We start from the raw sequence: 25,666 nt of genomic DNA on the forward strand, positions 1-25,666 counted from the left end.
CCGTTCCGCCGCCCCTCGTCCACGAAGTGAGGTCTACCCCCCTATGAGCACACTCGTCACCAACTCCGGAGAGCACTCGATCGTGAAGCCGGACTGGGAAGCGGCCGAGACCCTGGTGATCCGCGGCGGACGACCTCTCCGCGGAACGGTCGAGGTCAAGGGGGCGAAGAACCTCGTCACGAAGGCGATGGTGGCGGCGCTTCTGGGCGACACCACGAGCACGCTGCGCGACGTCCCGAACATCAGCGACGTCAAGGTCGTCCGTTCGCTCCTCGAGGTGCACGGCGTCACCGTGACCGAGGGCGACGAGGAGGGGACTCTCCACCTCGACCCCTCGGGCGCGGTCGCCGCGCACTTCGAGGAGATCGACGCGCACGCGGGCGCGTCCCGCATCCCGATCTTGTTCTGCGGCCCGCTGCTGCACCTGCTCGGCGAGGCGCTGATCCCCGACCTAGGTGGATGCCGCATCGGCGACCGTCCGATCAACTTCCACATGGACGCGCTCCGTGCGTTCGGTGCGGTGGTCGACAAGAGCTACGAGGGCATCCGCATCACGGCCCCGAACGGCCTGCACGGAGCGAACATCACGCTGCCGTACCCGAGCGTCGGGGCGACCGAGCAGGTGCTCCTCACCGCCGTCCGCGCGAAGGGCGTCACGGAGCTGCGGAACGCCGCGATCGAGCCCGAGATCATGGACCTCATCGCCGTCCTGCAGAAGATGGGCGCGATCATCTCGTACGAGCCCAACCGGGTGATCTTCATCGAGGGCGTCGACCGTCTCGTGGGCTACGACCACCGCGCGATCTTCGACCGGAACGAGGCGGCGTCGTGGGCGTGCGCCGCTCTGGCCACCGACGGCGAGATCTTCGCCCAGGGCGCCCGCCAGCAGGACATGCTGACGTTCCTCAACGTCTTCCGCAAGGCCGGCGGCTGGTTCGACGTCCGGGAGGACGGCATCCTGTTCCGCCGCGGCGGCGATCTCAAGCCCGTGATGGTCGAGACGGACGTCCACCCCGGCTTCATGACCGACTGGCAGCAGCCGCTCATCGTCGCGCTGACCCAGGCGCACGGCACGTCCACCGTGCACGAGACCGTGTACGAGAACCGCCTCGGATTCACGCAGGCGCTCAACAAGATGGGTGCCGACATCGTCGTGCACCCCAAGGGCATCGCGAGCCCCGACCGCCGCGTGCCGCGCCGCGACCTCGAGCAGGCCGCCGTCATCAACGGCCCGACGCCCCTGCACGGTGCCGATGTCGAGGTGCCCGACCTGCGCGGCGGCTACAGCTACGTCATCGCCGCGCTGGCGGCCGAGGGCGAGTCGACGGTGCGCAACATCGGCATCATCCGTCGCGGGTACGAGAAGTTCCTCGAGAAGCTGACCGCTCTCGACGCCGACTTCGACGTCGTGGGCTGAGCCGTGGCGGCCACCCCGGAGAAGAGCCGGCCGAGCGCCTTCTGGCCCCTCGCCGTGGTCGTCGTCCCGCTCGTGGGGCTCTTCGCCCGCATCGAGTTGCGGGGCGTGGAGAACCTCCCGCGCGAGGGCGCCTACGTGCTCGCGCCGAACCACAACTCCGAGTTCGACCCGCTCATCGTCGCCGTCGCGGTGTGGCGCGTCGGCCGCGCCCCGCGGTTCATGGCGAAGGAGAGCCTGTTCAAGGTCCCCGTCCTCGGAGCGGCGCTCCGCGCGACCGGAATGGTGCCCGTGCCGCGGACGTCCGCGAGCGCCAACCAGTCCATCACCGCCGCGCAGGACATCGCGCGCGACGGGCGCGGTGTCATCGTGTACCCCGAGGGCACGCTGACTCGCGATCCCGACCTGTGGCCGATGCGCGGCAAGACCGGTGCCGTGCGGCTCGCGCTCGGCGGCGGCCTGCCGCTCATCCCCATGGCGCAGTGGGGTGTTCAGCAGATCCTGCCCCGGTACGGCAAGCTGCGCTTCCCCCGTCGCTCGCACGTCATCGTCGAGTTCGGGCCGGCGCTGGACCTGTCCGAATTCCGCGCCACGGCGACGCAACCGGCCACGCTGACGCGCGCGACCGACGCCCTCATGGCGCGGATCGCCGAGATGCTGTCGGGCCTGCGCGGTGCGCCGGCGCCCGCGGAGCGGTGGAACCCGTCGCAGCACGGGCAGAACGAGACGGGCCGCCTTGAGTCGTAAGACCGAGACCGCCGGGCCCAAGGTCGCTGTCATCGGCGCGGGCAGCTGGGGGACGACGTTCGGCAAGATCCTCGCCGACGGCGGTGCCTCCGTCGTGATGTGGGCGCGCCGCCCCGAGCTCGCCGCCGAAATCACCGAGTCCAAGCGCAACAGCCGCTACCTCTCCGGGATCAACCTGCCGCGCACGATGACCGCGACGACGAGTCTCGCCGAGGCGCTCGACGGCGCCCAGCAGGTGTACCTGTCGATCCCCAGCCAGGCGCTGCGCGAGAACCTCGCCGCCGTGAAGCCGCTGGTCGACCGCACGGACGCACCGATCGTGTCCCTCATGAAGGGCGTCGAGAAGTCGTCCGGGCTGCGGATGAGCCAGGTCATCGAGCAGGTCCTTCTGTGCGATCCCGCGCGCATCGCCGTGGCATCCGGTCCGAATCTCGCCCTCGAGATCGCGCGGGAGCAGCCGACGGCCGCGGTCATCAGCTCGCTGAGCCCCGAGACCGCCGAGGCCGTCGCCCGGCGCGCGCGGAATCGCTACTTCCGGTCGTTCGTGAACACCGACGTCATCGGCACCGAGTTCGGCGGTGTGCTGAAGAACCTCATCGCCGTCGCGATCGGCATCGTGGACGGCGTCGGCTACGGCGAGAACACGAAGGCCTCGATCATCACGCGCGGTCTGGTGGAGATGACGGACTTCGCGGTCGCGCAGGGCGCCCAGCCCGAAACCCTGCAGGGTCTCGCGGGACTCGGCGACCTCATCGCCACGTGCCAGTCGCCGCTCAGCCGCAACAACACGGCCGGACGCCTGCTCGGGCAGGGCTACAGCTACCAGGATGTCGTGAAGCAGATGCAGCAGACCGCGGAGGGACTGGCATCCGTCGCCCCCGTCCTGCAGCTCGCGCGCGAGGTCGGCGTCGACATGCCGATCGTGCGACAGGTGAAGATGGTGCTCGACGGCACCATGAATCCGCGCGACATCGCGCCCCATCTCACGACCGACGACGACCAGCCGCAGGGCGAGAGGACGCAGAATGACCAAACCGGCGGTGGCGGTGCTCTTCGGCGGGCGCTCCAGCGAGCATTCGATCAGTTCCGCCACGGCGGGCGGGGTGCTGCGGGCGATCGATCGTGACCGCTTCCGGGTGATCCCCGTCGGGATCACTCGCGACGGCGCCTTCGTGCTCGAAGACGACGACCCCGACAAGTTCGCGCTTCGCCCCGAAGCTCTTCCCGAGGTGCGCGACAACGGCACCCGCGTGCGCCTGCCCGATTCGGTGCTGACGCGCGAATGGACCGTGACGGATGCCGACGGCGAACGGTCGCTCGGCGACATCGACGTCGTGCTCCCGATCCTGCACGGCCGTTTCGGTGAGGACGGCACGATCCAGGGGCTCCTCGAGCTCCTCGGCATCCCGTACGCCGGCGGCGGGGTGCTCATGTCGGCGATCGGCATGAACAAGAACGTCACGAAGCGCGTCCTGCGTTCGGCGGGGGTGCCGGTGGTGCCGTGGGTCGCGGTGACCCGGGCCGACCTCGCGCGCAACCGCGACCTGTGGGAGCGGCGCATCCGGTCCCTCGACCTCCCCGTGTTCGTCAAGCCGAACGAGGCCGGTTCCAGCGTCGGCGTGACGAAGGTCTCGCGCTGGGAGGACCTGGATGCCGCCCTCGACACGGCCTTCGCCGAGGACCGTCTCGTCCTGGTGGAGCAGGCGGTCGTGGGCCGTGAGTTGGAGGTCGGTGTGCTGCCCGGCCGCGACGGTGGTCCGGTGCGGGTGAGCGTCGCCGGCGAGATCGTGGTGACGGGCCGCGAGTTCTACGACTTCGAGGCGAAGTACATGAACGCTCCCGGCGTCGACCTCGTGTGTCCCGCCGACCTGCGCGACGGCGAGCTCGCCGAGATGCAGCGGATCGCCGCCCAGGCGTTCGAGGCGCTCGGCGGCGAGGGTCTCGCGCGCGTCGACTTCTTCTACACGGGCACCGAGTTCTACGTGAACGAGGTCAACACGATGCCCGGGTTCACGCCGATCTCGATGTTCCCGACGTGCTGGATCGCGTCCGGGCTGTCGTATCCCGAGCTGATCAGCGACCTGCTCGACGCCGCGCTCGACCGCGCCTGACGCGCGGCGATCCGCTCAGGGGGTCGCGCTCGGCGCGGGGGTCGCGTCGTCGGGCGAGGTGCACACCTGGCCGGTCGCGGGCAGGTAGTCGCGGATGAGCGGCGCGAGGGCCGACGCGATGTCGGCGCTGCTCGCCTCGGCGTAGTCGAGGTAGACCTGTACCGCGGGTGTGCGGCCGAACGTCGTCAGCGTGTAGCGGTTCTGATCGGCCTGTGACTCGTCGACCAGCCAGTCCACGCCGTCGAACGGGCGGCAGGGGAGCGTCGACGGCCCGGGGGCCTCGAGCCCGCACGTCAGCAGGATGCTGGCGGGATCGCCCCACGCGCCGGTCGCCTGCGCGTCGGTCCACCGCCGCTCCTGACCGGAGATCGACTTCGGCAGCCGCGCGATGATCTGCGCGCACGCCGGGTCGTTGGCATCCTTCGCCGGCTGCATCGAGACGGTCGTCGTGCACGCGGCGAGCCCCGGGAGAAGAGCGAGGGTGGCGATCAGCGCGAGGGAACGACGGGAGCGGGGCACCCCTCCAGGCTAATAGCGTGGGAGGGTGACCGACGCCGAGACCACCGTGGGGGAGCTGTCCGAGGGACAGGTGCTCCGTGGCATCCTGGACCGCCTTCCCGCCTCGACCGCTCCGGTCGGGCCGGGGGATGACGCCGCGGTGCTCGCCGTGCCGGACGGACGCGTCGTCGCGACCACGGACACGCTCGTGCACGGCCCGGACTTCCGGCTGGCGTGGTCGTCCGCGGTGGACCTCGGCTACAAGTCGGCCGCGGTAAACCTCGCCGACGTCGCGGCGATGGGCGCGCGACCGATCGCGCTGCTGGTCGCACTCGCGATGCCGGACGACACGCCGCTGTCGTTCGTCCGCGGGCTCGCCGACGGCCTCGCGCAGGCGTGCGCCGAGCTCGCCCCGGGCTGCGCGGTGGAGGGCGGCGACCTCACCGTCTCGGACACGCTGACGATCGCGGTGACGGCGCTCGGCACCCTGGACGGGCGCGATCCGGTGCGCCGTTCCGGCGCGCGACCGGGGGATGCCGTGCACGTGATCGGCGAGCTGGGCGTGGCGGGTCGTGGACTCGATGTGCTCTTCACCCGCTTCGTCGACGCGGCCGGAGCGCCGATCCCGGTGACTGCCGAGGCGCGCGCTGCCCTCGACGCAGAAGACGCGGAGGGCCTGGACCGGCAGCTGCGGCCGCGACCGCCGATCACCGATGCCGTGCGGGCGGCGGACGCCGGTGCCACCGCGATGATGGACATCTCGGACGGGCTGGCTCTGGATGCCGAGCGCCTCGCCGACGCGTCCGGAGTCACGATCGCATTCGACGCGGGCGCGCTGGGGGACGACCTCGCGCGGTCGCTCGGCGGGGGAGAGGACCACGGATTCCTGGTGACGTACCCCGCGGGGGCGGTCGGCCCGGGGCGCCGCGTCGGCACGGTCGAGCGCCGCGGCGAGGTCGCGGTCACGGTCGACGGGCGCCCCTGGACCGGCCGCTCCGGCTGGGACCCGTACCGGGACTGGGACGCCGGCCGCGGCTGAGCGCCGTGGGTGCGTGAGTCGCCAGGATTTGTCGCCTCTCGCGCGGCAGAGGCGACAAATCCTGGCGACTCACGCGTGGGGGAAGACCGGGCGGCCCCACCACAGGGTCGTGTCGCCGTAGGTGCGGTCGCGGTCGGGCTCGAGACCGGCGGCATCCCAGTCCGGAGCGGGGGAGCGCTTCGCGCGCTCGACGATCACCGCGGCATCCGGGCTCAGACGGGGGGTCAGGGCGGCGAGGACGCGGGTGATGTCGTCGTCCGCGACGTCGTAGGGCGGGTCGATGAACACGAGGTCCCACGCGGTGGTCGACGACTCGACGAACGTCGTCGCGTTCGCCCGGTGCACGCGGGCCGCACCGCGGACGCCGGCGCTGCGGAGCCGCTCCGCGTTCTTGCGGATGAGGGCCGCCGCGGGCGCGGACAGCTCGACGAGGTCGGCCGACACGGCTCCGCGGCTCAGGCTCTCGAGCCCGAGCGCACCCGACCCCGCGTAGAGGTCCAGAACGCGCGCACCCTCGATCAGGTCCGCGGACTCCAGAGCCCCGAACAGCGACTCGCGCACGCGGTCGCTGGTGGGTCGCGTGCCCTTGGCGGGGACGTCGAGAACCGTGCCGCCCGCGCGGCCGGAGATGATGCGGGTCACCGTCCCACCCTACAAACCGCGTGGCCGGTCCTCTGTCGGAGGGGATGCCTAGACTCGGTGCATGCCCGGTCTGTCCCTGTCGTCGCGACTCGACGGCGCCGTCGGCGGCAAGACCGCCGCGGCTTTCGAGCGCGCCTTCGGCATGAAGACCGTCGGCGAGCTGCTCGAGCACTACCCGCGCCGGTACGCCAAGCGCGGCGAGCTGACCCCGATCGCCTCCCTGCCGCTCGGCGAGCCCGTGACGATCGTCGCCGAGGTGGTCAGCGCGACCGAGCGCCGCATGCAGAACCGCCGCGGGTCGCTGCTCGAGGTGATCATCAGCGACGGCGACGGCCGCATGTCGCTCACGTTCTTCAACCAGTCGTGGCGCCTCAAGGATCTGACGCCCGGCCGCCGCGGCATCTTCTCGGGCAAGGTGGGGGAGTACCGGCGGCAGACGCAGCTGACGCACCCCGACTACGAGCTGTTCGACGACCTCGAAGAGGCGCGCGCCGAGGCCGAGGTCAACTCGAAGCGTCCGATCCCGATCTACCCCGCAACGAGCACGGTGCCGAGCCCGCTCGTGCAGAAGACCATCGCCCTCGTGCTCGACGGCCTCGGCGCCATCGACGATCCGCTCCCCGACGACCTGCGCGAGCAGCACGGCCTCGTCGGCGCCCGCACCGCGCTGGAGCACATCCACCGTCCGGAGCACGACGATGAGATTCCACCCGCGGTCGAGACGCTGCGGATGCAGGAGGCGTTCGTCCTGCAGACCGCGCTGCTGCAGCAGCGGCAGTTCGTCCGCGCGCTGTCGGCGGCGAAGCGCCCCGCCGCGCCCGGCGGCCTCCTCGAACGCTTCGACGCGGCCCTGCCCTTCGCGCTCACCCCCGACCAGGAGAGCGTCGGCGCCCGGATCGCCGCCGACCTCGTGGGCGACTGGCCCATGAACCGGCTGGTGCAGGGCGAGGTCGGTTCCGGAAAGACGCTCGTCGCCCTCCGCGCGATGCTGCAGGTCGCCGAGTCGGGTGGACAGTCGGCCCTCATCGCCCCGACCGAGGTGCTCGCGGCGCAGCACGTGCGGTCGATCGCGAAGATGCTCGGGCCGCAGCTCGCCCCCGAGCTGATGCCGACGCTGCTCACCGGTCAGCTGCCGGCCGCCGAGCGTCGCCGCGCCGCTCTGCGGGTGGCATCCGGTCAGGCCCGGATCGTCGTCGGCACGCATGCGCTGCTCAGCTCCACGACGACGTTCGCCGACCTCGGTTTCGTCGTCGTCGACGAGCAGCACCGCTTCGGGGTGGACCAGCGCGAGGCGCTCCGCGCCAAGGGCGACTCGCCCCACACGCTCGTACTCACGGCGACGCCGATCCCGCGCACCGTCGCCATGACGGTGTTCGGCGACCTCGACGTGTCGACCATCCGCACCATGCCGGCCGGGCGCGCGGGCATCCAGACCTTCGTCGCCCCGCTCGCCGAGAAGCCGGGCTGGTTCGCGCGGGTGTGGGACCGTGTCGCCGAAGAGGTCGCGAAGACGCACCAGGTGTTCGTCGTGTGCGCCGCGATCGACGCCGAGAAGCTCACGAAGGACGAGGTCGGCGACGAGCCGTCCGACGGTGCCGACACCCGCACGCGCTGGGGCGTCGTTCAGGTCGGAGCGCTGCTCGACACCCTGCCCGCCTTCGCCGACATCCGCGTCGAGATCCTCCACGGCAAGATGCATGCGGACGAGAAGGATGCCGTGATGCAGGCGTTCGCGCGGGGCGACATCGACGTGCTGGTCGCCACGACCGTGATCGAGGTCGGCGTCGATGTCCCGAACGCCTCGACGATGGTGATCCTCGAGGCCGACCGGTTCGGCGTCTCGCAGCTCCACCAGCTCCGCGGGCGCGTCGGCCGAGGCGGACTCCCCGGTCTCTGCCTGCTCGTGACCGAGGCAGCGCCGGGGACGTCGTCGCGCTCGCGCGTCGAGGCGGTCGCCCGGACGCTCGATGGCTTCGAGCTCGCCGAGGTCGACCTCGAGCTCCGCGGCGAGGGCGACGTCCTGGGCGGCGCGCAGTCGGGCGTGCGATCGTCGCTCCGGCTCCTGCGTGTCGTGACCGATGCGGATCTCATCGTCCAAGCGCGGGCCGCGGCGGAGACGGTGCTCGCCGACGATCCCGCGCTCGTACGGCATCCGGGGCTCGCCGCCGCGCTCGAGCGACGTGTCGGCGTCGAAGAACGCGCGGCCCTCGCGAAGTCGTGATCGATAGGCTGGCGGAATGAGTCCGCGGATCGCCGTCGTGCCCGGTTCCTTCGACCCCCCGACGCGGGGGCACCTCGATGTGATCCGCCGCGCGGCCGGGCTGTTCGACCAGCTGCACGTGCTCGTGGTCCACAACCCGGGCAAAGAGGCGATGCTGCCGATCGCGCAGCGTCAGGCGCTGCTCGAGCAGTCGATCCAGGACGAGGGTATCGAGGGCGACGTCATCGTCGCCGCGTGGAGCATGGGACTCCTCGTCGACTACGCCACCGACGTGGGCGCGCAGGTGCTCGTCAAAGGCATCCGGTCGCAGGTGGACGTCGCGTACGAGACGCCGATGGCCATCGTGAACCGCGACCTTGCGCACGTGGAGACGGTGTTCCTGCTGCCCGATCCGTCGCACGCGCTCGTCTCCAGCTCGCTGGTGCGCCAGGTCGCCGCGCTCGGCGGCGATGTGTCGCCGTACGTGCCCACCGCGGTCGCCCGGTTCCTCGACACCGGCGCGCGCGGGCTGTAGCGGTCCCGGGCCGGCCCGTGTCGGCTCGGCCCTCGCCCAGGGGCGCGCGGGTAGCATGGACGACCGTGAGAACCCACCGACCCGGACCCTTCCAGCTCCCCGTGCGCGACATCGAGCGCAAGCCGGGCGAGATGCGCGAGCACGAGCTCGACATCCCCGCGCCCGAGAAGTGGGGCGAGGGCCTCGTGTCCGTCGCCGCCGCCGAACCGCTCGAGATCGACGTGCGTCTGGAGTCCGTCCACGAGGGCATCCTCGTCTCCGGAACCGTCGACACGACGGCCACCGGAGTGTGCGGACGGTGCCTCACCGACATCACGGAGCCTGTCGAAGTCGAGTTCCAGGAACTTTTCGCGTATCCTGGGGAGGAAGCGAACGACTTCGAAGTTCAAGACGACCACGTGGATCTTGAAAATCTGGTCCGGGATGCCATCGTCCTCTCGCTTCCGTTCCAGCCGGTGTGTCAGCCGGATTGCCTCGGGCTCGACCCGATCACGGGTGAGAAGCTGACGGAGAGCGCCGGCGACACGGAGCAGACACCCGTCGATCCTCGGTGGGCGGCGCTCCAGCAGTACACCCCAGACGACGGCGATGCGCTCCGCGCCGCCCCCAAGACAGAGAAGAGCTAGTCATGGCAGGTAACCCCCCGAAGCGGAAGGTCTCCCGCTCGAACACCCGCTCGCGTCGCGCGCAGTGGAAGGCCGAAGCCCCCGCGCTGGTCAAGACCATCGAGAACGGCAAGGTCGTCTACAGCCGCCCCCACCAGGCGAAGGTCGTCACCGACTCGCAGGGCACCGAGCTCTTCCTCGAGTACAAGGGCCGCAAGGTCGCCGACGTCTGATCAACGTCCGGTGACGCGAAATACTGCGCTCATCGAGAAGCTCGGGGTCGACATCGACCCCGAGCTTCTTTCTCTTGCGCTGACCCATCGCTCGTTCGCGTACGAGAACGGCGGCATCCCGCACAACGAACGTCTCGAGTTCCTCGGCGACTCGGTGCTCGGCCAGGCGGTGACCGTGCGCCTGTACACGGGGCACCCCGAACTCGACGAAGGAAGTCTCGCCAAGCGGCGTGCCAGCGTCGTCTCGACGGTCGCCCTCGCCGAGGTTGCGCGCGGCATCGGCCTCGGTGACCACGTACGGCTCGGCCGCGGTGAGATCCTCACCGGTGGACGTGACAAGGACTCGATCCTCGCCGACACGATGGAAGCCGTGATCGGCGCGACGTATCTCTCCGCGGGACCGGACGCCGCCACGGCTCTCGTGCTGCGTCTGGTCGAGCCGCTCCTCGACGATCCCGACCGCTACGGCGCGGCGATGGATCCGAAGACGAGCCTGCAGGAGATCGCCGCGCGCCAGTCGCTCGCGGCACCGGTGTACGCCGTCGAGGCCACCGGCCCCGACCACGATCGCCGATTCACCGCGACCGTGACGGTCGGTGATGTCGCGACCAACGGCACCGGCACCAGCAAGAAGCAGGCCGAGATGGCCGCCGCCCTCGCCGCCTGGCGCGAGCTCAACGCCCGTGCCTGAGTTGCCCGAGGTCGAGGTCGTCCGCGCGGGCCTCGAGCCCGCGGTGACGGGCGCGCTCATCGCGTCCGTCGATGTGCGGGACGCCCGCGCCCTGACCCGCCACTCGGGCACCCCGGAGCACTTCGAGGCCGAGCTCACCGGTCGGCGCATCGTCGGCGCCGTCCGCCGGGGCAAATTCCTGTGGATGCCACTCGGCGACGACGAAGCGATCGTGACGCATCTCGGTATGAGCGGCCAGATGCTGCTGCGCGTGCCCGGTGCACCCGAGGAACGGCACGAACGCATCCGCATCGAGCTCGAGCATCCCGTGCACGGTGCGCTGTCGGTGGTGTTCGCGGATCAGCGGACCTTCGGTTCGCTCGCGCTCGACGAGCTCGTCGACACTCCGGATGCCGCCGCCGGTGGCCGTGGCTCGTCCCTGCCGCGGGTCCCGACGCAGGTGGCCCACATCGCCCGCGACCCGCTCGATCCGGCGTTCGACGACGCGCGGTTCCGCGTGCGCCTCGCCCGCACGTCGTCGGGGATCAAGCGCGTGCTGCTCGACCAGACCGTGGCGAGCGGGATCGGCAACATCTACGCCGACGAATCGCTGTGGGCCGCGCGCATCCACCCCGAGTCCGTGGCATCCGATCTCCCGACCCGCTCGGTGAATCGGCTGCTGGCCGAGGTCCGGGCGGTGCTGGAGAAGGCTCTCGCCGAGGGCGGCACCAGCTTCGACGCGCAGTACGTCAACGTGAACGGCCAGGCGGGGTACTTCGCCCACTCTCTGAATGCGTACGGTCGCACAGGTCAGCCGTGCCCGCGCTGCGGGCGCCCGATCGTGCGGGTGAGTTTCATGAACCGATCGAGTCACTTCTGCCCGAGGTGCCAGCGCCTGCGCTGACCGCTGTCGGCCCGGCCCGGCCCGGCCCCGCGCCGACCCTGGTCCGCGAGACTGCATGCTGCTGACGAGACTGCGGCACGCTGCAACCGAGATGTCAGCAGGATGCAGTCTCAGCGAAACGGCCCGGCTCGAGCGCCCGCCACTTGACCTCAAGTGCTTGAGGTGTGCTGAGCTAGCGGCATGTCGATGCTCACCATCCAACAGGCCGCGCGGCGGTCGGGACTCAGCGAACCCACCCTCCGGTACTACGAGGACGTCGGACTCATCGGCCCGATCGCGCGCGACACGAGCAGCGGTCACCGGCGGTATCGCGAGCGCGACCTCGATGACCTGCAGGTGCTCGCGTGTCTCCGCGCTATGGGTGTCGGGATCGAGGACATGCGCGCGTACCAGGCGAACCGCCGACGTGGCCGGGAAGCCGCGGCCGAGCAGCGCGACATCCTGCTCCGGCACGCGGAGCGCGTAGAGATCGAGATGGCGACGCTGCGCGTGCACCTCGACTACCTGCGGCGCAAGGCGGACCTGTGGGATGCACGCGACCGCGGTGATGCGTCCGCGGAAGCGGAGGCGCAGGCGCGCGTCCACGAGATCTACCCCGAGATCGAGATGCTGATCCGCGCTTGACTTCCAGCGCTTGAGGTTTGTTCGACTCACGTCATGAACACTTCTCATGACACCGTCCTGGTCACCGGGGCCTCCGGATACCTCGGAACCCGCGTCGTCGCCGACCTCCTCCAGCGCGGCACGCCCGTGCGCGCTGTTGTCCGCTCTCTCGAGGGGGAGCCGGCTCTCCGCGCGGCCGTGCGCCGCGCCGGCGCCGACGACACCGGCCTCGAACTCACCGTCGCCTCCCTGACGAAGGACGACGGATGGGATGCCGCGGTCACCGGGGTCGCGGGCGTCTATCACCTGGCATCCCCGATGACCCTCGCCACGGAGGACGCGAACCTCCTGGCTCCCGCGCGCGACGGCGCCCTGCGCGTGCTCCGCGCGGCCCGTGATGCCGGGATCCCGAGGGTCGTGCTGACCTCGTCATTCGCGGCCGTCGGATACTCGCCGAAGCCGTTGAACGCCGAGGGTGTGCGGGAGTACGACGAGCGCGACTGGACAGACCCGGACGCTCCCGGGCTGCCGGACTACCCGCGGTCGAAGACCGTCGCCGAGCGCGCCGCGTGGGACTTCGTCGAGCGCGAGGGGAACGGCCTTGAGCTCGTCGTGCTCAACCCGACGTGGATCGCCGGGCCCACCCTGACCGCTGACCCGCGTTCGTCTCTGCAGGCGTTCCTCGGGATGATCGACGGGCACATGTCGCTCGCCCCGCGGCAGCGGTTCGGCATCGCGGACGTGCGTGACGTGTCTGCGGCGCACCTCGCTGCCATGGATACGCCGGACGCCGCGGGCAAGCGGTACCTCCTGCTCGCCGACGGGCCGACGATCTCGTGGCTGGGCGTGGCATCCCTTCTCCGGTGGCACCTCGGCGACCTGGCTGCGGCCGTGCCGACCGAGGAGGTGCCGGGCGACGACCTGCCGCCGCTCGTGATCCACAACGAGCGCGCGAAGGCGGAGCTCGGTTTCACCCCGCGCCCGGCCGAGACCACGATCTTCGAGACGCTGGACGACATGCGCGAGCGCGGGATGATCCGCCGGGGCTGACCCGCGCTCGCGCCCGATGTCTGCAGAGACGACATCCGGCTGACGAAGCCCCCGCGGTGCGCGGTAGGGATGTCAGCCGGATGCCGTTTCGGCGATCCGATCAGCCGAGCACCTTCTGCCACGCACCCTCGTAGGACAGGGGGACGAACCCGATCGCCTCGTTGATCGAGAGCATCGGACGGTTCTCCTCCGCGTTGTACGTCATCACGCGAGGCGACTCCGGAACGGCCTCGCGCCAGGCGAGGAGGCCGGCGCACTTCACGAGCATGCCGAGACGGTGTCCCCGATGGGATGCCACGACCAGCGTGTCCTCCTGATGGGTGACGGCCGTGCGGTCCTTGCCGACGACGAGTTCGTTGAAGGCAGCCAGCTCGCCCGAATCGACGTGCTGCGCGACCGTGACGAGCAGGTGTCGGTCGGCGTCGGAGTAGGTGCGCTCCCATTCGGCCACCCGGGCAGCGTCCCACACCTCCTCGTCGTGGTCCAGGCCGGCCGACGGGGCGTCGGTGATCATGCGCGACTTCATGTACGCGAAGGCGTCCACGAACTCCGGCGGCGTGGGAAGGGTCCACTGGATGACGCGGTAGCCCGATGCCGCAGCCTCGGCCTCCGTCAGGAGGGCCCGCAGGTGCGGCTCGGCACCGGCGAGATCGAGCCGACTCTGCCGCACGATCTGCTCGAGCGTGTACCCGGCGTCGAGGTAGAACTGGGCGGCGCGGTCGAGGGGGATCTGACCGAAGCCGGTCGGCGCCTCCAGGTGCGGACCGTCGGTGGCCGGATGCTCGGCCCAGGACTGCAGGATCGTGCGACCGTGCTCCCGCGCGGTGCGCTCGATCAGGTCGTGCGCGGCGCGTCCGATGCCACGACCCCACGCGCTGCGTCGCAGCTCGATGAGCCAGAAGCCCGTGCGCGCACCGTCCTCCTGGGGGAGGTCGAGTCCGACGCGGCCCACGACCTCGCCGGCCCAGAGCGCGATCCACACGAGGCGGATCTGCGCTGCGGTCGGACGGTAGACGGGCAGAAGCTCGTCGGCGGGCATGGCGTGGTCGTCGTGGCCCGCGATCTCGCGGTAGACGAGGTTGCGCACGCGCGCCATCTCGCGGAAGTCGGCGGCATCCGGGGAATCGATGGATGCGGGGATATGCAGGGGGCGCAGCTCGAGGCCGGCCGGAAGGGTGCTCATGTCAGAACTTTCGGTGGGAGGAAGAGGGAAGGTGGCGGGGCCGGGGATACCGGCCCCGCCGGATCACAGCGGCGGGCGCGAGAGAAGCGCCTGCCGCTGCCAGTGGGCCTCGCGTCGCGCACGCTCGAGAGCGGCGCGGTTCGCGAGGTCGGCCATGGCCGTGCGGTGCGCCCGCTGATCGGCGCGCGCTGCCGCACGTGTCAGCAGCCACAGGCCGAGGCGGAGGGAGAGACGGTCGAGGAGACCGAGGCGGGTCTCGACGACGGGAAGGGACAACGCGGATGCCGTGTGCTGCGGCGCGCGCGTGAGCGAAGTGTTCATGCGGAGGCTCCGATGAGGAAGGACGAGCAGAGAGGCCACGGCCTAGGGAAGGCGAGAGGTGGCGGAAGGGTCGGAGACGACCCGGGCGCACGGCATCCGGGAGTCGGACGACGGTGCGGGGGCGGAGACGAGCGAGCGTCTCAACGCGGCGGCGTCACGCCTGACGAACAGGCATGCCGACGACGGTGGTCACTCCGCGCAGGGGTGCGGACAGCACGGGAACGGCGGTGAAGCCGGTGGCGGTGAAGCCGATGGTGTTACGAATCATGGGAGTGACCTCCTTCCTCAGTCGGTTGCGACCCCCGACGCTAGCGGGGTCGTTCAGCGGATGTCAAGCGAAGTTCCAGAGAAGGCGGAGGCCCGGGCGCGTCGGACGACGGCTCGATCGGCCAGCCACCGCGGGATTCCGCGGGTCGTCGGGTAGCGTGAGGCGGAAGTTCACCGGTCGGGAAGGCGCATCCGCATGCACCTCAAGAGCGTCACGCTCAAGGGCTTCAAGTCCTTCGCGCAGTCGACGACGTTCGCGCTGGAACCCGGGGTCACGTGCATCGTCGGTCCGAACGGGTCGGGCAAGTCCAACGTCGTCGACGCGCTCGCGTGGGTGATGGGCGAGCAGGGCGCGAAGACGCTCCGCGGCGGCAAGATGGAGGACGTCATCTTCGCCGGCACGTCCACCCGCGGACCGCTCGGTCGCGCCGAAGTGCAGCTCACGATCGACAACGCCGACGGCGCGCTCCCGATCGAGTACAGCGAGGTGACGATCAGCCGCACGCTGTTCCGGACCGGGGCGAGCGAGTACGCGATCAACGGGCAGACGTGTCGCCTCCTCGACGTGCAGGAACTGTTGAGCGACTCGGGTCTCGGCCGCGAGATGCACGTGATCATCGGCCAGGGGCGCCTCGACACCGTGCTGCAGGCCTCGGCGGAGGAGCGGCGCGGGTTCATCGAGGAGGCCGCCGGGATCCTCAAGCACCGTCGCCGCAAGGAGAAGACGGTCCGCAAGCTCGAGGCGATGGAGACCAACCTCACGCGATTGAGCGACCTCGCGGGCGAGTTGCGCCGCCAGCTCAAGCCGCTCGGCAAGCAGGCCGAGATCGCGCGGGAGGCGGCCACGATAGCCGCGGTCGTCCGCGACGCGAAGGCGCGCCTGTTCGCCGACGAGCTGGTGCAGCTCCGCCGCGAACTGGCCGACGCCGCGGCGGCCGAGAGCGAGCGCCACACCGAGCGACTCATGCTGCAGGACCAGGCGGATGGCATCCGGCTCAAGGTCGAGAGGCTCGAGGAGGAGCAGCGCTCCGAGGCGGCCGACCGTGCTCGACGCGTCGCGTTCTCGCTCGAACAGGTGCAGGAGCGCCTGCGCGGGCTCTACACGCTCGCCGGACAGCGCCTGACGCTGCTCGCGGACGACGAGGGCGACGCTTCGTCCGCCGCGCCGACCGTGACCCAGGCCATGATCGACGACCTCCGCGCCGAGATCGACGACATCGCGGGCGGCCTCGGCGACGCCCAGGATGCCGCGGCGGACGCGGCTCGGGGAGTCGCACGCGCCCGTGCGGAACTCGACGCGCTCGACGCGGACATCGCGGCACAGAGTGCGCTCGTCTCCGAGCACGACATGAAGCTCACGGCTCTGCGCGGCTCGGCGCAGGCCGCGGCATCGGGGCTGGCGGCGTCGCGCGGAGCGGTGGACCGGCAGCAGCGGGCCCTGGATGCCGCGCGCGAACGCCTCGCCGAGGCCGAGGAGGCGCGCGCCGCCCTCGATCCCGACGTCAGGCCGGAGGAGTCGACGGCTGAGCACGCCGCGGCATACGAACGCGCGCAACGCGAGACGAACGACACCGAGACCGAGGTCGCGGGGCTGCGCGAGCGCCTGCACGCCGCCGAGCGCGAGCGGGACGCGCTGACGGCGCAGACGACGGCGCTCGGCCGCGCCCTCGACGTGCGCAACGCCGCCGCCGACCTCGTCGCGAGCGGGGCCGATGGCATCCGCGGACTGGTCGGCGACGCCGTGAAGGTCACCGCGGGATACGAGGCCGCGATCGCCGCGGCGCTCGGCTCGCTCGCGGAAGGACTGCTCGTCGACGATGACGCGGCGGCGTTCGCGGCGGCGCGGGCCGCGCGGGAGGGGGACCTCGGCGTCGTCGAGATCGCGATCGCCGCGGCCCCCGATGCGGGCGACGGCCCCGCGATCGCGGGCGGCGTGCGCGCGGTGGACGTGGTGACGGCTCCGGCGGGGGTGCGTGGCATCCTGTCCGGGGTCGTGATCGTCGACGATCTCGCAGCCGCGGAAGCGGCGCGGTCGGCCCTCGAATCGGCGCCTCCCGGGAGCGTCCTCGTCACGCGGGACGGCGCGGTGCTCACCTCCCGCACGCTGCGGGCCGGTTCGGGCGGGGGACGTTCGCGTCTCGAGCTCGCCGCGGAACGGGATGCCGCGGCCGAGCGTCTCGCGGAGATCACCGTGATCGCCGACTCCCTGCGCGAGGCGTTGGCCGACGAGCAGCGGAAACTCACCGAGGCGCGCGCCCGCACCAAGGAGACGCTCGCGACCCTCCGCGCGCATGACGCCGCCCTCGCGGCCCACGCCGAGAAGCTGAATCGCGTCACCGTCCGGCACGAGGCCGCGGTGGCGGAGTGCGAGCGGCTACAGGCCGGCCTCGCGCAGGCCCAGGCCGCGGTCGCGGACGCCGAGGAGAAGGCGCGCGTCGCCGACGAGACGCTCGAGCGCGCGCTCGAGGTTCCGCGCCCCCTGCTCGACGCCTCAGCCCGCGAGGGCATGCTCGCCGACCTCGAGACGGCGCGCGAGGTCGAGATGCGCGCGCGGCTCGACATCGAGACCCTGCGTGAACGCGTCCGCGCGGGGGAGGCGCGGATCGTGCAGCTCGAGCAGCAGCGGGAGCGCGAGCGCGCGGCCGCCGCCGCGGCGGCCCGACGCGCGGTGATCCGTCGGGCGCAGCGCGAGATCGCGGCGGAGGTCGCGGGCGCGCTGCCCGCCCTCCTCGACTCGGTCGATCGGTCGGTCAGCCAGGCGCGGGTCGAACTCGCGGCGGCGGAGTCCGCGCGCTCGGCCGTCACCGCGGATCTCGCCCGCGCTCGGGCCGACGAGAACGCCGTGCGGGAGCGCCTCGCGCGCCTGACCGAGAGCGTCCACGGGCTCGAGCTGCAGATGCACGAGAAGCGGCTCCACGTCACGAGCCTGCTCGAGCGGGTGCAGTCCGAGCTGTCGCTCGACGAAGACATTCTCGTTTCGGAATATGGCCCCGACCAGCCCATCCCCGCCGGCGAGGACGACGTCACCGAACCGTTCGACCGTGCGACGCAGAAGCGGCGGCTGCAGGAGGCCGAGCGCAAGCTCGCCCAGCTCGGCCGCGTGAACCCGCTGGCGCTCGAGGAGTTCGCGGCGCTCGAGCAGCGGCACGCGTTCCTCACCGAGCAGCTCGCCGATCTGCAGCAGACCCGGGCCGACCTGCAGACGATCATCGCCGAACTCGACGAGCGGATGCAGACGATCTTCGTAGCCGCGTTCGAGGACACGCGTGCGGCGTTCGGCGAGATCTTCCCGATCCTGTTCCCGGGCGGCGCCGGCAGCATCTCGCTCACCGACCCCGACAATCCCCTGACGACCGGCATCGAGGTCGCGGTGCGCCCGGTCGGCAAGAAGATCGAGCGGCTGTCGCTCCTCTCCGGCGGGGAGCGATCGCTCGCGGCGGTGGCGTTCCTCACCGCGATCTTCACCGCGCGTCCGAGCCCGTTCTACATCCTCGACGAGGTGGAGGCGGCGCTCGACGACGCGAACCTCGGCCGCCTCCTCGGCGTGTTCGAGAAGCTGCGCGAGAGCAGCCAGCTCATCGTCATCACGCACCAGAAGCGCACCATGGAGATCGCCGACGCGCTCTACGGCGTATCGATGCGGCAGGACGGCGTGTCGGCCGTCGTGGGTCAACGCGTCGGCGACCGCGCACGCGCTGCGGCGGAACCGGCCCCCGTAAGCTGAGGGAATGGCTGAGAACTCCTGGTCGCTCGGCCGCGCGCTGCGCGGGCTGTTCGTCAAACCCACGATCGACGAGACCACGTGGGACGACCTCGAGACGGCTCTGCTGACCGCCGACTTCGGTCCCGACGTCACCGAGCGGCTCATCGACGAGCTGCGCGAGAAGGTCGACCGCTACCGCACGACCGACCCGCGCGACCTCCAGCGCATGCTCCGCGAGACGCTCGAGGAGCACTTCGCGAAGTTCGACACCACGCTGCGTCTCACCGAGCGTCCGGCCGTGGTCCTCGTCGTCGGCGTCAACGGCGTCGGCAAGACCACGACGATCGGCAAGTTCGCGAAGTTCCTGCAGCGCTACGGCCGCACGGTCGTCGTCGGCGCGGCCGACACCTTCCGCGCCGCAGCCGTCGACCAGCTGGCGACGTGGGCCGAGCGCGGGGGAGCCACGATCGTGCGCCCCCAGCACGAGGGTCAGGATCCGGCATCCGTCGCCTTCCAGACCGTCGCGCACGCGAAGGAGACGGGGACCGAGATCGTGCTCGTCGACACCGCGGGTCGCCTGCACACCAAGGGCGGCCTGATGGACGAGCTCGGCAAGATCAAGCGCGTCATCGAGAAGCAGGCCCCGATCAGCGAGGTCCTCCTGGTCCTGGATGCCACGACCGGGCAGAACGGCCTGATGCAGGCCCAGGCCTTCCTCGACAGCGCCGGGGTCACGGGACTCGTGCTCACGAAGCTCGACGGTTCGGCGAAGGGCGGCTTCGTTCTTGCGGTGCAGGAACGCACCGGCATCCCGGTCAAGCTCCTCGGTCAGGGCGAGGGGATCGGCGATCTCACGGGTTTCACGCCGCACGTGTTCGCCGCGTCTCTCGTCGACTGATTCCATTACCGCACGAGCGCGGTGTGGCGGGTCGCCTTTCGCGAGGCGGGTCTGGCTGGTTTCATGGGGACATGGCGATCGAGCACGACTTCTTCGGACTCCTCGAGTCAGGACCCGACGGGTCGATCTTCTGGTCGGAGAACGTCGAGTTCGGTGATCAGAGCGTCACCGTCGACCTGACCGCTCCCGACCAGGACGACGTGTCCATCGACGCGCTCGACGTGGCCGCGGCGATGATCTCGTCCCTCGAGTCGATCGACCTCGCCGCACGCAACGCCATGGTCAACGAGCTCGACGACCGCACGAGCGAGGTGACCGAGTACATCCTGCAGCAGCAGGCGACGCTCGGCGACGAGCTCGACGACCTGCTCTCGGACCCGTCCGGCGACACGCACATCGACGTCATCAAGTCGCTGCAGCTGATGAGCATGACGATCCTGGCCGACGAGCACGGCGGAACCGATCCCTTCGCCGTCCTCGAGTACGCGCTCGACCCCGACTCGACCGACGACGTGCTCCTGGTGAACCTCTCCTCGGACGGGCAGGTGCAGTCGGTCACCAGCGCCGACTGACGCCGCGGGCCGAGGGCCCGCGACCGTCAGTGCCCGTGGAACGCGGGGATGACGAGGTAGACGCCCACGAGCACCGCGGCGGCGAACACCGCGAAGCACGCGAAACCGCCGATCGTGGCTGCTACGGGTCGCGTCCCGACCCGAGCCGACACGCCCGCGTCGGGCCCCTCCGGATCGCCGTCCGCCCCCACCCGGATATCGGGTGCTCCCACGGCCAACAGGCGGATGCCGGCGGTGTAGAGCCCCACGATCACCAGGGTCGCGACGAGACCGACGACGAACACGAGGCCGATCGACCCCCAGTCCACGCCGAGCCATCCGGCCGACGCGGAAGCGGTGTGCCGGATGCCGTTCATGCGCGTGCCTCCTGCGTGTTCCTGCCCTCGCGGCCGACGTGGTCGGCATCCAGGGACTCCTCGTTGACGTTCTCGGCCGAGACGGGCTTCCGCCGGGCCAGCAGGAACAGACCCGCGCACCCGCCGAGACCCACGACCAGCACGATGACCAGGCCGAGCGTGCTGGCGTTGGCCGCCCAGGCCGCGAGTCCGCCGACGAGGGCGGCGGCCGGGAGGGTGACGATCCACGCGAACGCGATGCGCGCGACGACGTTCCAGTGCACCGACGCGAGCCGCTTCCCGAGTCCCGAGCCGACGACGGCGCCCGAGGTCACCTGCGTCGTCGAGAGCGGGAAGCCGAGCGTGGAGGAGATGAGGATCGTGGATGCCGCGCTCGTCTCGGCGGCGAATCCCTGAGGCGGCTTCACGTCGGTGATGCGCTTGCCCACCGTCCGCATGATGCGCCACCCGCCGAGATAGGTGCCGAGGGCGATCGCGAGACCCGCCCCGAGGATGACCCAGAACTGCGGCGCGGTGCCCGCCTCCTGGTATCCCGCGACGATGAGCGTGAGCGTGATGACGCCCATCGTCTTCTGCGCGTCGTTCGTTCCGTGCGCGAGGGAGACGAGGGATGCCGACACCGTCTGCCCGTGCCGGAACGCGGTGGTGGAACCGGCGACCGTCGCCATCCGCGTGACGCGGTAGACGAGGTACGTCGCGACGAGCGCCACGGACCCGGCGATGAACGGCGACAGGAGGGCCGGCAGCACGATCTTGGAGACGACGCCGCCCCACTCGACGGCGCCGAACCCTGCCCCGATGACCGCGGCGCCGATGAGGCCGCCGAACAGCGCGTGCGTGGAGCTCGACGGGAGGCCGAGCCACCACGTGAGGAGGTTCCAGAGCACCGCGCCCATCAGCCCCGCGAAGATCATCGGGACGGTGATGTCCGGGAGACCCCGGGAGTCCTGGGCCAGGATGCCCTCGGACACGGTCTTGGCGACCGCAGTGGACAGGAATGCCCCGACGAGGTTCAGCACGGCGGAGATGAGGACGGCGACCTTGGGCTTGAGTGCGCCGGTGGCGACCGAGGTCGCCATGGCGTTCGCGGTGTCGTGGAAGCCGTTGGTGAAATCGAAGAACAACGAGAGTGCGACGACGAGAAGGACGGGGATGAGGACGGCGAGGTCCACCGGGGGCTCCGTTCGGTGAGGTGTTTCCCACGTGCGGTCGGATGACCGGGCGTCAGGCTAGACCTCGGAAACGAACGGAAGGGGTGCTTCCGCCGTGGGGGCGGAGAGGGCTATTCTGCGCCGCACACCGTCCGTGGGAGCGGTCTCAGGACACGGCGGCCCTCACCGCGCGAGCCCGTGCGCGTCGAGCCACGTATGCCACGGGCTCACGTTCTCCACGACGATCATCGCGTCGAAGGCCGCTCGCGCGTCGAGAGGCTGGACGTGGAAGCCGTTGAGGCTGCCGGGCGCTTCCGCGAGCACGTCCGACGCGTCCGCGGGCAGGTCGCGGAGGTCGACGAGGAAGTTCCCGCGCCGCGCGTCGCTCAGCACTCGATCGACGCTGACCGGGAGCGGATGGGGGAGCGCTGTGGTGAACGGGGTCGAGTGCCCCTCGGCATCCTCGGGACCCGGCTGATGCAGCCAGACACTGCCGCCACCCATCGCCGTTCCGATCACGACGAGGTCGTCGCCCCAGCGGGCAGCGAGGTGCTGGCCCAGTGTCGCGAGCGGTTCCGGCACGAACGGAGGTGCGGAGTACGGCGTCTTCTGCACGTGGCCGTTCGCCGCGGCGACGACGATGCGGTCCTCCCGATCGAGCACCCCGTCGACCGTCGTCGCCATCACCCGATCGCGGATGTTCGCGGGCGGCCATGTCCGCGTCGGTCCCGCGCTCATCGCGGCGAGGAAGGCGTCGGCCCCCACGGCGACGCGGGCGGCGTGGATCGCTGCGTCTACCCACTCGGGCGAGCCCGTCGCCACGACCAGTTCCGGTCTGCGCGCGTCCAGGCGTTCCGCGAGATCGCGGAGCTGCGCGGACAGCTGAAGACGCGTCGACTCGGGCAGTGCGAGATACGCGCGGATCGTGGGGGCCGCCTGGGCCAAGCCCGTGCGGTCGGTCGGGAGGTAGTCGAACAGGGGGAGCAGAGTACTCCGCGCATGCGCGGCGTAGGCCGGATCGGCGACGTCGAGCAGCGCCAGGGCGACCAGAACCGCAGGCAGGGCGCTCGCGGAACTGTCGGGGACGTCCATGCCGAAGAAGCGGAGCGGCCGACCCGGGGTACGCGCGTTCTGCTCTCGCATCCACGTCACCTGGTCGAGCATCTCCTGGCAGCTGCCGAACCGGTACGTGATCCCCCGGTCGAGCAGGGGGCGAAGGCGCGTCGTTCCGCCGTTCCGTACCCAGTCATCGACGGCCAGACCCTCCGGGAACCCGCTCTCGATGACCAGCGCGGTGAAGCCCGCGCGGCGCGCGAGGAAACGGAAGATGCGGTGGCGGAGGTCCAAGAACTCGTGGACGCGATGCATGCTCTCGCCGATCGCGACGATCCTCGCGTCGCCGACGATGTCCAGCAACGGCTCGAGATCGTCGTCGGGCCCGTCCGGGTCGGTTCCGCGGAGGTCGTGCGCGTGGGCGTCGAGCCAGGACGTGACGGGATCGTCAATGGGCACGTCGCGATGCTACCGACCGCGCCCGCCGGGGCCCGCGGTGTTCACGACGGGCGGAAATCCTGCCGCGCCCGGTGTCTCACACCGCCTGCGCGAAGCCGGCGTCGGCGGCGGCGATGTCCTTCGCGAGGTGCGCGAGGTGCGGCGGGATCTCGCGGCCCTTCGACACCATCGACTGCGCCCACAGGCGACCGGCACGGTACGACGAGCGCACGAGGGGACCGGCGAGCACCCCGAGGAATCCGATGCGCTCAGCCTCCTCCTTGAACTCCACGAACTCCGCGGGCTTGACCCACCGCTGCACGGGGAGGTGCCGCGGCGTGGGGCGCAGGTACTGCGTGATCGTGATGATGTCGGTCCCGGCCTCGTGCAGATCGTGGAGCGCCTGCACGACCTCTTCGGGCTCCTCGCCCATGCCGAGGATGAGGTTCGACTTGGTGATGAGGCCCGCGTCGCGCGCCGCGGTCAGCACGCCGAGCGAGCGCTCGTAGCGGAACGCCGGCCGGATGCGCTTGAAGATCCGCGGAACCGTCTCGACGTTGTGCGCGAAGACCTCGGGCCGCGAGGAGAAGACCTCCTCGAGCAGCGCGGGGTTGCCGGAGAAGTCGGTCGCGAGGATCTCGACACCCGTCCCGGGGTTCTCCGCGTGAATGCGGCGGACGGTCTCGGCGTGCAGCCACGCGCCCTCGTCGGGCAGGTCGTCGCGGGCGACGCCGGTGACCGTGGCGTAGCGCAGCTGCATCCGCGAGACGCTCTCCGCGACGCGGCGCGGTTCGTCGGTGTCGTAGTCGGCAGGCTTGCCGGTGTCGATCTGGCAGAAGTCGCAGCGGCGCGTGCACTGCGAGCCGCCGATGAGGAACGTCGCCTCGCGGTCCTCCCAGCACTCGAAGATGTTCGGGCAGCCGGCCTCCTGGCACACGGTGTGCAGCTCTTCGGTCTTCACGAGGTTCTGCAGAGCCGTGTACTCGGGTCCGAGGCGCGCCTTCGTCTTGATCCACTCGGGCTTGCGCTCGATCGGGGTCTGCGCGTTCCGCACCTCGAGGCGGAGGAGCTTGCGTCCGTTGGGAGCGGTGGATGCCGCGCCCCCGGCGCTGCCGGTCCCGCAGGCGCTCACGCGGCCACCGCCGAGTACTCGGCGCGGAAGACGGATTCGATGCTGTCGACGATGTCGGCGGGGGAGACCTCGGCACCGAGGACCTCGCTCACCGTGGTCACTCCGGCATCCGTGATCCCGCACGGGACGATGCCCCGGAACCCAGCGAGCGTGTTGTCGCAGTTCACCGCGAACCCGTGCATGGTGACACCTCTCTCGACGCGGACGCCGATCGCCGCGATCTTGTCGACGCCGAGCGGGCGGCGGACCCACACCCCGCTGCGCCCTTCGACGCGGAAGCCTTCGACGCCGTGCGTCGCGAGAGCGGCGATGAGCAGCCCCTCGAGCCGCCGGACGTGGGCGACGACGTCGAGCGGTTCCGGCAGCCGCACGACGGGGTACCCCACGAGCTGCCCCGGGCCGTGCCACGTGATCTTGCCGCCGCGGTCGACGTCGATGACGGGCGTGCCGTCGGTGGGACGCTCGTGCGCCTCGGTGCGTTTCCCCGCGGTGTACACCGGCTCGTGCTCGAGCAGCAGGAGCGTGTCGGGCCGCGTTCCCGCGACGACGTCGGCGTGCACGACGCGCTGCAGGGCCCAGCCGTCCAGATACGGCACGTAGTCGGGGCCGAGCCCCGCGCGAAGAATCTCGAGCATCACCGCTCCCGGTTGTTGGATTGCGTCCAAGAATACATGGATGCCGCGCCCTAGGCTGTCGGCATGGCCACCGAATCCCGCACGGGACGCCCGCGCGCGTCGTCGCGCGAGGTGCTGTCGGAAGCCGCGTGCGAGCTCTTCCTCGAGAAGGGCTACGACGCCACCTCGGTGTCGGACATCACCCGCCGCGCGGGCGTGAGCCGCTCGAGCTTCTTCAACTACTTCTCGGCGAAGAGCGCCGTGCTGTGGTCGGGCTTCGACGAGCGGGTCGACGCCGCGGTCGCGGACCTGCGCGACGGCGGCACCGTGTCGGAGGTCCTCCTCGCCATCGGCGACGGTCTCGCCCCTGACGCACTCGCGTTGGCCATCGTGAACGCGGATGCCATGGGCATCGCCGCCGAACTCGACCGGGACCGCGCGATCCGGCAGTTCCGCCTGCAGCGCGAGACCGCGGCGCGGCTGATCCGCGACGGTGCGACCCCGCTGACTGCGCAGGTGCGCGCGGGGGCGCTGGCCGCGGCCGTGCTCGCCGCGGTGTGGGCCTGGGCCGACCACACCGCGGGCCACCCGCTCACCGAGACGCTGTCGGAGGCCCTGGCCGCGGCGTGAGGGCGCGGCATCCGGTTTCGTCTCCTCCGCGGTCTGCACGACCTCAGCCGCACGGGCGGGATCGGGGCTGAGGTTCCGCGGATCGCCGAGGATGTGC

26 protein-coding genes are annotated in these 25,666 nt (G+C 71.1%); 17 read left to right on the forward strand and 9 right to left on the reverse strand.

All coding sequences use genetic code 11. The annotated features are described in order from the left end of the window. Positions 1–43: 43 nt before the first annotated feature. The 4 genes from murA to RKD05_RS14195 are packed head-to-tail and all read left to right on the forward strand — an operon-like array spanning position 44 to position 4,272. Positions 44–1,417 (forward strand): UDP-N-acetylglucosamine 1-carboxyvinyltransferase, encoded by a 1,374-nt coding sequence (gene murA / locus RKD05_RS14180; RefSeq protein ID WP_063257523.1) that lies wholly within the window; start codon positions 44–46, stop codon positions 1,415–1,417. A gap of 3 nt (positions 1,418–1,420) precedes the next feature. Further along, positions 1,421–2,161, forward strand: a complete 741-nt coding sequence (locus RKD05_RS14185; protein ID WP_063257524.1) for a lysophospholipid acyltransferase family protein — start codon at positions 1,421–1,423, stop codon at positions 2,159–2,161. Then, positions 2,151–3,287, forward strand: coding sequence for an NAD(P)H-dependent glycerol-3-phosphate dehydrogenase (locus RKD05_RS14190; protein WP_063257525.1), 1,137 nt, complete (start codon positions 2,151–2,153; stop codon positions 3,285–3,287). The genes RKD05_RS14185 and RKD05_RS14190 overlap by 11 nt, the downstream gene beginning before the upstream one ends. Beyond that, entirely contained in the window at positions 3,187–4,272 is a 1,086-nt protein-coding gene (locus tag RKD05_RS14195; RefSeq protein WP_424710924.1) for a D-alanine--D-alanine ligase family protein, read from the forward strand. Before RKD05_RS14190 ends, RKD05_RS14195 begins: the two co-directional genes overlap by 101 nt. Before the next feature lie 15 nt (positions 4,273–4,287). Here the strand turns inward: RKD05_RS14195 and RKD05_RS14200 are convergent, their stop codons facing one another. Next, positions 4,288–4,791 carry a DUF3515 family protein gene (locus tag RKD05_RS14200; protein WP_022880357.1) on the reverse strand — a complete coding sequence of 168 codons (504 nt, stop codon included), beginning with the start codon at positions 4,789–4,791 and terminating at the stop codon, positions 4,288–4,290. A 25-nt stretch (positions 4,792–4,816) separates the two neighbouring features. On the opposite strand from RKD05_RS14200, the gene thiL reads away from it, so the two are divergent. Beyond that, the gene (gene thiL, locus RKD05_RS14205) at positions 4,817–5,809 is read left to right on the forward strand and encodes a thiamine-phosphate kinase (RefSeq protein ID WP_424710925.1); all 993 of its coding nucleotides are present in this window, start codon (positions 4,817–4,819) and stop codon (positions 5,807–5,809) included. A 69-nt stretch (positions 5,810–5,878) separates the two neighbouring features. Here the strand turns inward: thiL and rsmD are convergent, their stop codons facing one another. After that, a complete protein-coding gene (gene rsmD, locus RKD05_RS14210; protein ID WP_424710926.1) occupies positions 5,879–6,451 on the reverse strand; it encodes a 16S rRNA (guanine(966)-N(2))-methyltransferase RsmD in 573 nt (190 codons plus the stop codon). A gap of 61 nt (positions 6,452–6,512) precedes the next feature. Here rsmD and RKD05_RS14215 point away from each other — a divergent pair, with 61 nt between their 5' ends. The 8 genes from RKD05_RS14215 to RKD05_RS14250 all read left to right on the forward strand — a co-directional run bounded on the left by RKD05_RS14215 (position 6,513) and on the right by RKD05_RS14250 (position 13,251). Then, the gene (locus RKD05_RS14215; protein ID WP_424710928.1) at positions 6,513–8,672 is read left to right on the forward strand and encodes an ATP-dependent DNA helicase RecG; all 2,160 of its coding nucleotides are present in this window, start codon (positions 6,513–6,515) and stop codon (positions 8,670–8,672) included. A 16-nt stretch (positions 8,673–8,688) separates the two neighbouring features. After that, complete coding sequence (gene coaD, locus RKD05_RS14220; protein WP_424710930.1) at positions 8,689–9,186, forward strand: pantetheine-phosphate adenylyltransferase; 498 nt, start codon at positions 8,689–8,691, stop codon at positions 9,184–9,186. A 131-nt stretch (positions 9,187–9,317) separates the two neighbouring features. Continuing rightward, the gene (locus tag RKD05_RS14225; protein ID WP_424711866.1) at positions 9,318–9,812 is read left to right on the forward strand and encodes a YceD family protein; all 495 of its coding nucleotides are present in this window, start codon (positions 9,318–9,320) and stop codon (positions 9,810–9,812) included. A 2-nt stretch (positions 9,813–9,814) separates the two neighbouring features. Further along, entirely contained in the window at positions 9,815–10,024 is a 210-nt protein-coding gene (rpmF, locus tag RKD05_RS14230) for a 50S ribosomal protein L32 (RefSeq protein WP_013586329.1), read from the forward strand. A 10-nt stretch (positions 10,025–10,034) separates the two neighbouring features. Next, positions 10,035–10,715, forward strand: a complete 681-nt coding sequence (rnc, locus tag RKD05_RS14235) for a ribonuclease III (RefSeq protein WP_424710932.1) — start codon at positions 10,035–10,037, stop codon at positions 10,713–10,715. Beyond that, positions 10,708–11,598, forward strand: coding sequence for a bifunctional DNA-formamidopyrimidine glycosylase/DNA-(apurinic or apyrimidinic site) lyase (mutM, locus tag RKD05_RS14240; protein ID WP_424710933.1), 891 nt, complete (start codon positions 10,708–10,710; stop codon positions 11,596–11,598). Before rnc ends, mutM begins: the two co-directional genes overlap by 8 nt. 180 nt (positions 11,599–11,778) lie before the next feature. Next, the gene (locus RKD05_RS14245) at positions 11,779–12,222 is read left to right on the forward strand and encodes a MerR family transcriptional regulator (protein WP_424710935.1); all 444 of its coding nucleotides are present in this window, start codon (positions 11,779–11,781) and stop codon (positions 12,220–12,222) included. A 33-nt stretch (positions 12,223–12,255) separates the two neighbouring features. Further along, a complete protein-coding gene (locus RKD05_RS14250) occupies positions 12,256–13,251 on the forward strand; it encodes an NAD-dependent epimerase/dehydratase family protein (RefSeq protein ID WP_424710936.1) in 996 nt (331 codons plus the stop codon). 100 nt (positions 13,252–13,351) lie between these two features. Here RKD05_RS14250 and RKD05_RS14255 read toward each other — a convergent pair whose 3' ends face one another. Both RKD05_RS14255 and RKD05_RS14260 read right to left on the reverse strand, forming a co-directional pair. Continuing rightward, positions 13,352–14,434, reverse strand: coding sequence for an N-acetyltransferase family protein (locus tag RKD05_RS14255; RefSeq protein WP_424710938.1), 1,083 nt, complete (start codon positions 14,432–14,434; stop codon positions 13,352–13,354). A gap of 63 nt (positions 14,435–14,497) precedes the next feature. Beyond that, positions 14,498–14,755, reverse strand: a complete 258-nt coding sequence (locus RKD05_RS14260; RefSeq protein WP_424710940.1) for a hypothetical protein — start codon at positions 14,753–14,755, stop codon at positions 14,498–14,500. Between the two features lie 463 nt (positions 14,756–15,218). On the opposite strand from RKD05_RS14260, the gene smc reads away from it, so the two are divergent. From smc to RKD05_RS14275, 3 genes are all read left to right on the forward strand, one after another. Beyond that, on the forward strand, positions 15,219–18,746 hold the full coding sequence (smc, locus tag RKD05_RS14265) for a chromosome segregation protein SMC (protein ID WP_424710942.1): 3,528 nt from the start codon (positions 15,219–15,221) through the stop codon (positions 18,744–18,746). 4 nt (positions 18,747–18,750) lie between these two features. Further along, positions 18,751–19,623: a signal recognition particle-docking protein FtsY gene (gene ftsY / locus RKD05_RS14270; RefSeq protein WP_063257538.1), complete on the forward strand. Its 873-nt coding sequence runs from the start codon at positions 18,751–18,753 to the stop codon at positions 19,621–19,623. 71 nt (positions 19,624–19,694) lie between these two features. Next, positions 19,695–20,195 (forward strand): DUF2004 domain-containing protein, encoded by a 501-nt coding sequence (locus tag RKD05_RS14275; RefSeq protein WP_022877696.1) that lies wholly within the window; start codon positions 19,695–19,697, stop codon positions 20,193–20,195. Positions 20,196–20,221: 26 nt separating this feature from the next. Here the strand turns inward: RKD05_RS14275 and RKD05_RS14280 are convergent, their stop codons facing one another. The 5 genes from RKD05_RS14280 to lipB all read right to left on the reverse strand — a co-directional run bounded on the left by RKD05_RS14280 (position 20,222) and on the right by lipB (position 24,960). Further along, positions 20,222–20,551: a hypothetical protein gene (locus RKD05_RS14280; protein WP_424710944.1), complete on the reverse strand. Its 330-nt coding sequence runs from the start codon at positions 20,549–20,551 to the stop codon at positions 20,222–20,224. Continuing rightward, the gene (locus RKD05_RS14285) at positions 20,548–21,723 is read right to left on the reverse strand and encodes an anion permease (RefSeq protein WP_424710945.1); all 1,176 of its coding nucleotides are present in this window, start codon (positions 21,721–21,723) and stop codon (positions 20,548–20,550) included. The genes RKD05_RS14280 and RKD05_RS14285 overlap by 4 nt, the downstream gene beginning before the upstream one ends. A 162-nt stretch (positions 21,724–21,885) precedes the next feature. Further along, positions 21,886–23,214 (reverse strand): erythromycin esterase family protein, encoded by a 1,329-nt coding sequence (locus RKD05_RS14290; protein WP_424710947.1) that lies wholly within the window; start codon positions 23,212–23,214, stop codon positions 21,886–21,888. A 76-nt stretch (positions 23,215–23,290) separates the two neighbouring features. Further along, entirely contained in the window at positions 23,291–24,325 is a 1,035-nt protein-coding gene (lipA, locus tag RKD05_RS14295) for a lipoyl synthase (RefSeq protein WP_063257542.1), read from the reverse strand. Beyond that, positions 24,322–24,960, reverse strand: a complete 639-nt coding sequence (gene lipB / locus RKD05_RS14300; protein ID WP_424710948.1) for a lipoyl(octanoyl) transferase LipB — start codon at positions 24,958–24,960, stop codon at positions 24,322–24,324. The genes lipA and lipB overlap by 4 nt, the downstream gene beginning before the upstream one ends. 63 nt (positions 24,961–25,023) lie before the next feature. Here lipB and RKD05_RS14305 point away from each other — a divergent pair, with 63 nt between their 5' ends. Then, entirely contained in the window at positions 25,024–25,569 is a 546-nt protein-coding gene (locus tag RKD05_RS14305) for a TetR/AcrR family transcriptional regulator (RefSeq protein ID WP_424710950.1), read from the forward strand. Positions 25,570–25,666 lie beyond the last annotated feature (97 nt).

Source organism: Microbacterium sp. SLBN-111, assembly GCF_049739645.1.
Lineage (GTDB): Bacteria > Actinomycetota > Actinomycetes > Actinomycetales > Microbacteriaceae > Microbacterium.

Bases quoted from the DNA above. Each gene is read 5' to 3' on its own strand.
- RKD05_RS14255 (WP_424710938.1), bottom strand. From the start codon at position 14,434: ATGAGCACCCTTCCGGCCGGCCTCGAGCTGCGCCCCCTGCATATCCCC.
- murA (WP_063257523.1), top strand. From the start codon at position 44: ATGAGCACACTCGTCACCAACTCCGGAGAGCACTCGATCGTGAAGCCG.
- RKD05_RS14215 (WP_424710928.1), top strand. From the start codon at position 6,513: ATGCCCGGTCTGTCCCTGTCGTCGCGACTCGACGGCGCCGTCGGCGGC.
- RKD05_RS14305 (WP_424710950.1), top strand. From the start codon at position 25,024: ATGGCCACCGAATCCCGCACGGGACGCCCGCGCGCGTCGTCGCGCGAG.
- smc (WP_424710942.1), top strand. From the start codon at position 15,219: ATGCACCTCAAGAGCGTCACGCTCAAGGGCTTCAAGTCCTTCGCGCAG.
- RKD05_RS14250 (WP_424710936.1), top strand. From the start codon at position 12,256: ATGAACACTTCTCATGACACCGTCCTGGTCACCGGGGCCTCCGGATAC.
- RKD05_RS14225 (WP_424711866.1), top strand. From the start codon at position 9,318: ATGCGCGAGCACGAGCTCGACATCCCCGCGCCCGAGAAGTGGGGCGAG.
- RKD05_RS14275 (WP_022877696.1), top strand. From the start codon at position 19,695: ATGGCGATCGAGCACGACTTCTTCGGACTCCTCGAGTCAGGACCCGAC.
- RKD05_RS14195 (WP_424710924.1), top strand. From the start codon at position 3,187: ATGACCAAACCGGCGGTGGCGGTGCTCTTCGGCGGGCGCTCCAGCGAG.
- RKD05_RS14260 (WP_424710940.1), bottom strand. From the start codon at position 14,755: ATGAACACTTCGCTCACGCGCGCGCCGCAGCACACGGCATCCGCGTTG.
- lipB (WP_424710948.1), bottom strand. From the start codon at position 24,960: ATGCTCGAGATTCTTCGCGCGGGGCTCGGCCCCGACTACGTGCCGTAT.
- rpmF (WP_013586329.1), top strand. From the start codon at position 9,815: ATGGCAGGTAACCCCCCGAAGCGGAAGGTCTCCCGCTCGAACACCCGC.
- RKD05_RS14280 (WP_424710944.1), bottom strand. From the start codon at position 20,551: ATGAACGGCATCCGGCACACCGCTTCCGCGTCGGCCGGATGGCTCGGC.
- RKD05_RS14245 (WP_424710935.1), top strand. From the start codon at position 11,779: ATGTCGATGCTCACCATCCAACAGGCCGCGCGGCGGTCGGGACTCAGC.
- ftsY (WP_063257538.1), top strand. From the start codon at position 18,751: ATGGCTGAGAACTCCTGGTCGCTCGGCCGCGCGCTGCGCGGGCTGTTC.
- coaD (WP_424710930.1), top strand. From the start codon at position 8,689: ATGAGTCCGCGGATCGCCGTCGTGCCCGGTTCCTTCGACCCCCCGACG.